Consider the following 10,604-nt stretch of genomic DNA (forward strand, 5'->3'; position numbering starts at 1 on the left):
GCGAGCTTGCTCGCGAACCGCTTGATGCCTTGGGTGCCAGCCGGGTTCGCGAGCAAGCTCGCTCCTACGAAAAGGAAAAAGGCCGCGCCCCTTGCAGGAGCGCGGCCTTTTTCATTCAGCGCGGAATCAGCGGCTGGCTTGCGCCGCACCGACCGACTGGGTGGCCTCGGCGTACTCCGCCTCGGCTTCTTCGAAGCGCTGGATCATCGCCTTGGACGGCGCGGAGCCGAGCAGGCTGAAGACCACGATGGAAATGCTCGAGAGGATGAAGCCCGGGATGATCTCGTACAGGCCGAGCCAGCCGAACTGCTTCCACACGATCACGGTGACCGCGCCGACGATGATGCCGGCGAGCGCGCCGTTGCGGGTCATGCCCTTCCACAGCACGGAGAACAGCACCAGCGGACCGAAGGCAGCGCCGAAGCCGGCCCAGGCGTAGGACACCAGGCCCAGGACGCGGTTGTCCGGGTTGGCGGCCAGGGCGATGGCGATCAGCGCCACCAGCAGCACCATGGCGCGGCCGACCCACACCAGTTCCAGCTGGCTGGCGTTCTTGCGCAGGAAGGCCTTGTAGAAGTCTTCGGTCAGCGCCGAGGAGCACACCAGCAGCTGGCAGCTCAGGGTGCTCATCACCGCGGCGAGGATGGCGGACAGCAGCACGCCGGCAACCCACGGGTTGAAGAGGATCTTCGCCAGTTCGATGAAGATGCGCTCGTGGTTCTCGCCCACGGCGCCAGCCTGTTCCGGGTGCGCCTGGAAGTAGGCGATGCCGAAGAAGCCGACGGCCACGGCGCCGCCCAGGCAGAGGATCATCCAGGTCATGGAGATGCGGCGGGCAGCCGGGATCGATTTCACCGAATCAGCGGCCATGAAGCGCGCCAGGATGTGCGGCTGGCCGAAGTAGCCCAGGCCCCAGGCCATCAGCGACAGCACGCCGACAAAGGAAGCGCCCTTGAACATGTCGAAGTTGGCCGCGTCCTTCAGCTCGATGGCGGCGAAGGCCGGATCGATACCACCGGTAGCGAGCAGCACGAAGATCGGCGTGAGGATCAGCGCGAAGATCATCAGCGAGGCCTGCACGGTATCGGTCCAGCTTACCGCCAGGAAGCCACCGACGAAGGTGTAGGCGATGGTCGCGGCGGCACCGGCCCACAGGGCGGTCTCGTAGGACATGCCGAAGGTGCTTTCGAACAGGCGGGCGCCGGCGACGATGCCGGAGGCGCAGTAGATGGTGAAGAACACCAGGATCACCAGCGCGGAGATCACGCGCAGGACGCGGCTGTTGTCCTCGAAGCGGGTGCTGAAGTAGTCCGGGAGCGTCAGGGCGTTGCCGTTGTGCTCGGTGTGCACGCGCAGGCGGCCGGCGACGAACAGCCAGTTCAGGTAGGCGCCGCAGATCAGGCCGATGGCGATCCAGCTCTCCGAGATGCCCGACAGGTAGATGGCGCCCGGCAGGCCCATCAGCAGCCAGCCGCTCATGTCCGAAGCACCGGCCGACAGCGCGGTGACGAAGCTGCCGAGGCTGCGGCCACCGAGGATGTAGTCGGAGAAGTTGTTGGTCGAACGATAGGCGGCCAGGCCGATCAGAACCATGGCTGCGATGTAGATCACGAAGGTGATCAGTGTTGGCGTGTTGACGCTCATGGGGACTCCCCTACAGCTTGTTTTTATCCGGGCTCGCGGGGTATCGCGGGCCCTTGACTGGCAGCCGGCGTGGTTGACGCCGACCGGTTAGCGCTTGCTCACAGGCAAACCGGGTTACGCGTGGCGCCAAACCGGCACCGAACCGCTACGTATCCCGACGCAGGCACGCCGTCGTCCTTGCTGGCGCCTTCCTGCAGCCACCGTCTCACCACGGCGACCTCCGTCCCGCCTTCGCCGGTAAGCGAGGGGCGGGGCGTTTCCCGGGCTGGGCCCGGTGATCCATCAGGCGCCTGAACCGGCGCCTGCACTGCGGCAATTTCTGCCACGCCGTCCCGTGGACGGGCAGCACTGCTTGCCGGAGCGATTCGAAACTGGGTTCACGCGCGCATTGAGGTGCGGCAGGGAGTGGCCGGCGCGCGAGGGCGCGGATTGTACAGAAAGCACAGAAGTGAAAGGCGCCACTGGTCCGAGGGCGGACGGCGCAGGACCACGGGCGGGCGCTGCGAGCCGGGCCGTGGAGGGAGTGGCGCAGCCAGGTGCAGGCGCGCTACAGGCAAAGACAGAACCGGTGATGGGCATGCTGCCCCTCCCGCGTATCGAGCTGGCTGTTGTTCTTGGTCTGACCGGGTTGCACCTTGGAACACCAGCAACGCGGTGGGCGGACTCTATGGGTTGCACCCAGAGGAATTCTTGCTGAAAGCTCTGGAGTTCTTGCAAAAGACTCCGGCAGCCGAAGGTCGGCAATTGACCGCTCGATCAGCAATCCAGGACCCGCAGGCTGGCGGATTCAGCAGCGGCGCAGGTTGCCCGGGGTCAATCCCAGATAACGGCGCATCGCCGTGGTCAGCGCGCTCTGGCTGGAGAAACCGCACTCCCCGGCCACGCCGACCAACGGCAGGTCGGTTTCCCGAAGCAGGCGCGCAGCACGGTCTAGGCGCTGGCGCAGCAGATACTGGTGCGGCGTCAGGCCGACACGGTCCTTGAACTGCGCATGGAAATGGCTGGGGCTCAGGCAGGCGACCTGCGCCAACTCGGCCACGGTGATGCGCTGGGACAGGTGATCGGCGATATAGCCGTCCAGTCGCTCCAGATCCAGCGGTCCGCTGCGCGGCGCGCGCTCTTCGCCGAACAGGCGCAGGTGCAGCGCGCGCAGCAGCACGCCACCCAGGGCACGGGCGAGCAGAGGGTCATCGCCGTAACGGGCGATCTCCGCGCCAGCGTAGGCGAGCAGGTGCTGGAAGTCCGCATCCAGGGTCGGGTAGCGCGGTATCTCGAACAGCCGCGCCAGCAGCTCGCGATCCTGCTCGGCGGCGCCGGCTTCGTTCAGATCGACGATCAGCATGCGGTTGTCGCCGAGCCCGGCGAACTCATGGTCGACGTCCCCCGGCACCAGGCAGGCGCGCATGCGGCAGACCTCGCCACCGGTACCGCCGATCTCGAATTCCGCGCGGCCGCTCAGGGACATCACCAACTGGTGATGATCATGGGCGTGCTGGTCGGTCTGGTCGGACAGCGTAGCGAGGCGGGTATCGAACATGGCGCTGGACTGATCAAATTTTGAGCATGGTACGGGATTCGATCCCACCTGCCCAGCGCACAGGTGCAACCCGGCGCAACTCCTGAAATGCGAAAGCACTAAAGCATCTAAGCCGGAAACTCTTGCTAACCGATGGATATGTTATGTTATAACAAATAACACTTTCCTACCTTGCCCCTTCCCGTCGCTTGGCGCATCCCTGATCACGAGGGAGGGGCTCGCTTTGCCAGAAGAAAAACCAGGAGTTCGTCATGCCCCCATCCCTTCCCCGCCCGCGCTGGCGTCTAGCTCCGCTGGGCCTCGCCCTGTGCGCTGGCGCACCGTCGCTGGCTGATGCTGCCCCCACCGAACTGGAACCCCAGGTGATCACCGCCAACCCGCTGGGTGATGCCTCCCCCGCCGCACCCAGCAGCGTGCTGCAGGGCGACGAGCTGACCCTGCGGCAGAAAGGCAGCCTGGGCGAAACGCTCAACGGCACGCCCGGCGTGTCCTCCACCTGGTTCGGTCCCGGCGCCAGCCGCCCGGTGATCCGCGGCATGGACGGCGACCGCATCCGTCTGCTGCGCAATGGCGTGGGTGCACTGGACGCCTCTTCACTGTCCTACGACCACGCCGTGCCGGAAGACCCCAACGTGGTCGAGCGCATCGAAGTCGTGCGCGGCCCAGCCGCCCTGCTCTACGGCGGCAACGCCATCGGCGGCGTGGTCAACAGCTTCGACAACCGCATCCCCAGCGAACCGGTGGACGGCATCCACGGCCAGGGCGAACTGCGCTACGGCGGCTCGGACACCACCCGCAGCAGCGCCGGCGCGCTGGAGGCCGGCGACGGCACCTTCGCCCTGCACCTGGATGCCGGCTCCCGCGAGTTCAACGACCTGCGCATTCCCGGTTACGCCCATTCATCCAGGCAACGGCAGATCGACGGCGACGAATCGAAGCACCGCGTGAACAACAGCGATGGCCGCCAGGACAGCGGAGCCATCGGCGGCAGCTACCACTGGGACCACGGCTATGCTGGCCTGTCCTACAGCGGCTACGACAGCAACTACGGCTCGCCCGCCGAAGACGACGTGCGCCTGAAGATGCAGCAGGACCGTTACGCCTTCGCCTCGGAAATCCGCGACCTCGAAGGCCCCTTCAGCTCGGTCAAGCTGGACGCCGCCTACACCGAGTACCAGCACAAGGAGATCGAGGACGGCCAGACCGGCACCACCTTCAAGAACGACGGCTACGAGGCGCGTATCGAGGCGCGGCACAAACCCATCGGCCCGCTGGACGGCGTGGTCGGCGCGCAGGTCGCCAATAGCCGCTTCTCTGCGCTGGGCGAAGAAGCCTTCGTGCCGCACACCGAGACCGACAGCGCTGCACTGTTCTTCCTGGAGAACTGGCAGGCCACCGAGCGTCTGGCGCTGAACCTGGGCGGCCGCGTCGAGCACACGCGCATCGAGCCCAACGCCAAGGACAACGAGCGCTTCGCCGAGAACGACGGCTCGCGCAGCTTCACCGCCGGCAGTCTGTCCACCGGCGCGGTGTACAAGCTGACGCCGATCTGGTCGTTGGCCGGCACCCTGGCCTACACCGAGCGCGCTCCGACCTTCTACGAGCTGTACGCCAACGGCGCCCACGCCGCCACCGGCACCTTCGAAGTCGGCGACGCCGATGCGAGCAAGGAAAAGGCCGTCTCCACCGACCTCGCCCTGCGCTTCGACAGCGCTCGCCACAAGGGCAGCGTCGGCGTGTTCTACAGCCGCTTCTCCAACTACATCGGCCTGCTGGCCAGCGGGCGCTACCGCGACGAGGAAGGCGCAGTAGTGGATGCCAGTGACGACGAGGCGCTGCCCGAGTACCTCTACAGCGGCGTGAAGGCGGACTTCTACGGCGTCGAGGCGCAGGACCGTATCCACCTGCTGGACAGCCCCTATGGACGCTTCGACCTGGAGCTTTCCGGCGACTACACCCGCGCCAAGAACAAGGACACCGGCGAAGCCCTGCCGCGCATCGCCCCGCTGCGCCTGAACAGCGCGCTGCTCTGGGAACTGCAGCAATGGCAGGCACGGGTTGGCGTGGAATACGCCGCCGACCAGAACCGCGTACCGGAGAACGAATTGCGCACCGACGGCTACACCACCCTGGGCGCCAGCGTCGGCTACCGCTTCGACCTGGGCGACAGCCGCTGGCTGGCCTTCGTCAAGGGCGAGAACCTGACCAACCAGACCGTGCGCTATGCCAGCTCCATCCTGCGCGACAGCGTGCCGGCCGGCGGGCGCGGCATCCAGGCGGGGGTGAAAGTGGCTTTCTAAGCAGTGGCGTTCTGATCTCCTAGAGCCGACGCCCAGCGTAATCCCGGGCGAACTGCGCGGCGATCCGTCCGGACCGCGACCCGCGATGGGTCGCCCAGCGGATCGCCGCCTGCTCCCACTCCTCCTGCTGCGCGCCGCCCAGGCCGTGGAACTCCAGCCAGCGGGCGACCGCCTCCAGGTACTGCTCCTGGCTGAAGGCATAGAAAGATATCCACAGGCCGAAGCGCTCGGAGAGCGAGATCTTCTCCTCCACCGCCTCGCCGGGGTGCAACTCGCCGCTCTCGCTGCGCTGGAACGACAGGTTGTCCTCGGCGCGCTCGGCCAGCAGATGGCGGCGGTTGGAGGTGGCGTAGATCAGCACGTTGCCCGACTGCCCGGCCACCGAGCCGTCAAGCACGGTCTTCAGGCCCTTGTAGCCGGTCTCGCCATCCTCGAAGGACAGGTCGTCGCAGAACAGGATGAAACGCTCCTGGCGGTGGCGCAGCAGGTCGATGATCTGCGGCAGGTCGGCCAGGTGCTCCTTGTCCACCTCGATCAGGCGCAGCCCCTCGGCATGGAAGGCCTGCAGGCAGGCCTTCACCAGCGAACTCTTGCCGGTGCCGCGAGCGCCGGTCAGCAGCACGTTGTTGGCCGGGCGGCCGGAGACGAACTGGCGGGTGTTCTGCTCGATCAATGCCTTCTGCCGGTCGACATTGCGCAGGTCGTCGAAAGCGATCAGCGCCGGCTCGATCACCGGCGTCAGGCGCGGCTGGCCCTGGCGGTATTCCCAGAGGTGGGCGATGGCGCCTTCCTGCAACGCCAGCTCGGGGCGCGCAGGCAGGGATTGTTCGAGCAACCGGGCGATTCGGGCCAGTTGCTCAGCGATGGCAGGCAGGTCGGTCATGGCGGGATCATCGAGGCAGAGGGGACTGTTCGGCAGCCTAACGATAGAGGAAAGTGGTCGTCTAACGACAAACAGGCATCCACATGCGCAAAAAGGACATCACCACCCCACCGCCGGAGAACCATGGCGACGAACGGGCCGCCAGCCCGGTGGCAGCGGTCGCCCTGGACTTTCCCGATGGTCACCAGGTGCCCGCGCACAGCCATCACCGCGCGCAACTGCTCTACGCCGTACGCGGCGTGCTGGTGGTGGGCAGCGCCAGTGGCCAGTGGGTGGTGCCGGACAACCGTGGTCTGTGGATACCCGCCGGCGTGGAGCACTGGACGCGCATGGTCGGTGAGGTGCAGGTGCGTACGCTTTATGTGGAGCCGGGCAGCGCCCCGCACCTGCCAGCGGACTGCTGCGTGCTGGCGGTCTCGCCGTTGCTGCGCGAGTTGATCCTGGCGGCGCTGTCGATCAGCGGCGAGGTCACGCCGGATTCCCGCGACGGCCGCGTCCTCGGCCTGATGCTCGATGAACTGCGCGAAGACCCCATGCTGCCGCTGCACCTGCCGCTGCCCGCCCATCCGCGGCTGCGCGCGCTGTGCCAGGCGATCCAGGCGCAGCCCGGCGACACCGCCAGCCTCACCGACTGGGCGGCCCGACTGAGCGTCGACGGCAAGACGGTACAACGCTGGTTCTTCGCCGAAACAGGGCTGACCTTCGGTCAATGGCGGCAACAGGCGCGCCTGCTCGCGGCACTGGAGCGCCTGGCCCAGGGCGAGAGCGTGCTGAGCGTGGCGCTGGAGGTGGGCTACAGCACACCCAGCGCCTTCAGCGCCATGTTCAGCCGCCAGTTCGGCCGGCCGCCCAGCGATTTCCTGCGGCCGCGTGCGCTAATCCGTTCGTAAGCTCGGTTCTCACACAATCGGACGCAACATCCTTACATGCAATGGGATTGAAACCCTGCGCCGGTTTCCCCATCTAGACTGTCATGTTCAATCAGTCAGGTGCCTCATGAGCGACCACGACGAGATTCACGATATCCATAGCGCCGAAGAGGTCAGCAACACCGGGCTGGTGTTGCCGGGGCAGAACCTGCCGACCACGGTCTACGTCATCCCGATCCACAACCGCCCGTTCTTCCCGGCGCAGGTGCTGCCGGTGATCGTCAACGAGGAGCCGTGGGCCGAGACGCTGGAACTGGTCGCCAAGACCGAGCACCACAGCCTGGCGCTGTTCTTCATGGAGAACCCGCCGGAAGACCCGCGCCACTTCGACCCGGACAGCCTGCCCGAACACGGCACCCTGGTGCGCGTGCACCACGCCAGCCGCGAGGGCGGCAAATTGCAGTTCGTCGCCCAGGGCCTGTCGCGCGTGCGCATCCGCGGCTGGATCAAGCGCCACCGCCCGCCCTTCCTGGTGGAGGTGGAGTACCCGCACACCCCCAACGACCCGAGCGACGAGGTGAAGGCCTACGGCATGGCCCTGATCAACGCGATCAAGGAACTGCTGCCGCTCAACCCGCTGTACAGCGAAGAGCTGAAGAACTACCTCAACCGCTTCAACCCCAACGATCCGTCGCCGCTGACCGACTTCGCCGCCGCGCTGACCACCGCGCCGGGCGCCGAACTGCAGGGCGTGCTGGACACCGTGCCGATGCTCAAGCGCATGGAGAAGGTGCTGCCGCTGCTGCGCAAGGAAGTGGAAGTGGCGCGCCTGCAGAAGGAGCTGTCCGCCGAGGTCAACCGCAAGATCGGCGAGCGCCAGCGCGAGTTCTTCCTGCAGGAACAGCTGAAGATCATCCAGCAGGAACTGGGCATCACCAAGGACGACAAGAGCGCCGACTCCGACGAATTCCGCGCCCACCTGGAAGGCAAGACCCTGCCCGAGCAGGCGAAGAAGCGCATCGACGAAGAGCTGAACAAGCTGTCGATCCTCGAAACCGGTTCGCCGGAATACGCCGTCACGCGCAACTACCTCGACTGGGCGACCTCGGTGCCGTGGGGCCTGATGGGCGTCGACAAGCTCGACCTCAAGCACGCGCGCAAGGTCCTCGACCGGCACCATTCCGGGCTGGAAGACGTCAAGGACCGCATCCTCGAATTCCTCGCGGTCGGCACCTTCAAGGGCGAGATCGCCGGCTCCATCGTGCTGCTCGTGGGCCCGCCGGGCGTGGGCAAGACCAGCATCGGCAAGTCCATCGCCGAGAGCCTGGGGCGGCCGTTCTACCGCTTCAGCGTTGGCGGCATGCGTGACGAGGCCGAGATCAAGGGGCACCGCCGCACCTACATCGGCGCCCTGCCCGGCAAGCTGGTGCAGGCGCTGAAGGACGTCGAGGTGATGAACCCGGTGATCATGCTGGACGAGATCGACAAGCTCGGCAGCAGCTACCAGGGCGACCCCGCCTCGGCGCTGCTGGAGACGCTGGATCCGGAGCAGAACGTGGAGTTCCTCGACCACTATCTGGACCTGCGCCTGGACCTGTCCAAGGTGCTGTTCGTCTGCACCGCCAACACCCTGGATTCCATCCCTGGCCCGCTGCTGGACCGCATGGAAGTCATCCGCCTGTCCGGCTACATCGCCGAGGAGAAGCTGGCCATCGCCAAGCGTCACCTGTGGCCCAAGCAGCTGGAAAAGGCCGGCGTGCCGAAGAACCGCCTGTCGATCAACGACGCCGCCCTGCGCGCGGTGATCGAGGGCTACGCCCGCGAGGCCGGCGTGCGCCAGTTGGAGAAAGTCCTCGGCAAGCTGGTACGCAAGTCGGTGATGAAGCTGCTGGAAGACCCCGAATCGGTGGTGAAGATCGGCGCCAAGGACCTGGAGGAATACCTCGGCATGCCGGTGTTCCGCACCGAGCAGGTGCTCTCCGGCGTCGGCGTGATCACCGGCCTTGCCTGGACCAGCATGGGCGGCGCGACCCTGCCCATCGAGGCGACGCGCATCCACACGTTGAACCGCGGCTTCAAGCTCACCGGGCAATTGGGCGACGTGATGAAGGAGTCGGCGGAGATCGCCTACAGCTACATCAGTTCGAACCTGAAGAAGTACGGCGGCGAGTCGACCTTCTTCGACCAGGCTTTCGTCCACCTGCACGTGCCCGAGGGCGCCACGCCCAAGGACGGCCCCAGCGCCGGCGTGACCATGGCCAGCGCGCTGCTGTCCCTGGCACGCAACCAGGCGCCGAAGAAAGGCGTGGCCATGACCGGCGAGCTGACCCTCACCGGCCAGGTGCTGCCCATTGGCGGGGTGCGCGAGAAGGTCATCGCGGCGCGCCGGCAGAAGATCTTCGAGCTGATCCTGCCCGAGTCCAACCGTGGTGACTTCGAGGAACTGCCGGAGTACCTGAAGGAAGGCCTGACGGTGCATTTCGCCAAGCGTTTTGGCGATGTGGCGAAGGTGCTGTTCCCGGCCTGATGCCCTGCGCCAACCTGTAGGAGCGGGCCATGCCCGCGATCGCGCCCATGGGGCGCTCCTACAGGCTTGCTCCGGTGTTTCGGCTTTTGCTTTTGTAGGAGCGGAGCTTCTCCGCGATGCTCTTGCTTGGGCTTGGGCTTGGGCTTGGGCTTGAGCTTGAGCTTGAGCTTGAGCTTGAGCTTGGGAGTTTCAGCGCCGCTTCGGCGTGCGCGCGGGCTTCTTGTTTCGCCCCCTCGGGCGACCCACTTTGGCAAACGCCCCAAAGTAGGCAAAGGTCTTGCCCCGGTACGACTCACCCACATAGGTGACAGTTTTGTTCAGGCACATGGGTAACAGTTTCTAACCTGCAGGGGTCACCTCACGAGGATTGCCCCATGCCTTGGCGAGAGCTGAAACCTATGGACGAGAAAGTGCTGTTCATTGCCGACTACCTGCGCGAGCTCTACAGCTTCACCGTGCTCTGCGAGCGCTTCGGCATCAGTCGGAAAACTGGTTACAAGTGGGTCGAGCGCTACCGGCAGAGCGGCCTGGAGGGATTGGGCGAGCAGAGCCGGCGCCGGCATCATCAGGCGCTGACGACGCCCTACGTGATTCGTGAGTACATCCTCGAACTGCGGCGTAGCTCGAATGTCGATCTGGGCCCCAAGAAGATCCAGGTACTGGTCGAACAGCGTTACCCCGGGCAAGGGCCGTCACGAACGACGATCTACAACATTCTCAAGCAGGCGAACCTGATTCCGCCGCGCCGCTTGCGACAGCGCGTGCCGGCTTACGCAAAACCATTGCGCTCGGCCAAGGTCCCCAACGTGCTCTGGACGGCCGATTACAAGGGGCATTTCCTGAC

7 protein-coding genes are annotated in these 10,604 nt (G+C 65.9%); 4 read left to right on the plus strand and 3 right to left on the minus strand.

Annotation, left to right across the window (positions count from 1 at the left end; all coding sequences use genetic code 11):
• Window positions 1-126: 126 nt before the first annotated feature.
• Together putP and J2T47_RS06950 are read right to left on the minus strand one after the other, a co-directional pair.
• Window positions 127-1,644 (minus strand): sodium/proline symporter PutP, encoded by a 1,518-nt coding sequence (gene putP, locus J2T47_RS06945; protein ID WP_253443763.1) that lies wholly within the window; start codon window positions 1,642-1,644, stop codon window positions 127-129.
• Between the two features lie 787 nt (window positions 1,645-2,431).
• Window positions 2,432-3,181, minus strand: a complete 750-nt coding sequence (locus J2T47_RS06950; protein WP_253443765.1) for an AraC family transcriptional regulator — start codon at window positions 3,179-3,181, stop codon at window positions 2,432-2,434.
• 251 nt (window positions 3,182-3,432) lie between these two features.
• Here J2T47_RS06950 and J2T47_RS06955 point away from each other — a divergent pair, with 251 nt between their 5' ends.
• A complete protein-coding gene (locus tag J2T47_RS06955) occupies window positions 3,433-5,481 on the plus strand; it encodes a TonB-dependent receptor (RefSeq protein WP_253443767.1) in 2,049 nt (682 codons plus the stop codon).
• Between the two features lie 19 nt (window positions 5,482-5,500).
• Here the strand turns inward: J2T47_RS06955 and J2T47_RS06960 are convergent, their stop codons facing one another.
• Entirely contained in the window at window positions 5,501-6,364 is an 864-nt protein-coding gene (locus tag J2T47_RS06960; protein ID WP_253443768.1) for an ATP-binding protein, read from the minus strand.
• Window positions 6,365-6,447: 83 nt separating this feature from the next.
• On the opposite strand from J2T47_RS06960, the gene J2T47_RS06965 reads away from it, so the two are divergent.
• The 3 genes from J2T47_RS06965 to J2T47_RS06975 form a co-directional block, all read left to right on the plus strand.
• A complete protein-coding gene (locus tag J2T47_RS06965; RefSeq protein WP_253443769.1) occupies window positions 6,448-7,254 on the plus strand; it encodes an AraC family transcriptional regulator in 807 nt (268 codons plus the stop codon).
• Between the two features lie 106 nt (window positions 7,255-7,360).
• Window positions 7,361-9,760 (plus strand): endopeptidase La, encoded by a 2,400-nt coding sequence (gene lon / locus J2T47_RS06970; RefSeq protein ID WP_253443770.1) that lies wholly within the window; start codon window positions 7,361-7,363, stop codon window positions 9,758-9,760.
• Window positions 9,761-10,158: 398 nt separating this feature from the next.
• Window positions 10,159-10,604, plus strand: a 446-nt coding sequence (locus J2T47_RS06975; RefSeq protein ID WP_253443771.1) for a helix-turn-helix domain-containing protein, incomplete at its 3' end; no start/stop codon positions are given.

Source organism: Pseudomonas nitroreducens, assembly GCF_024170165.1.
Classification (GTDB): Bacteria; Pseudomonadota; Gammaproteobacteria; order Pseudomonadales; family Pseudomonadaceae; genus Pseudomonas; species Pseudomonas nitroreducens_C.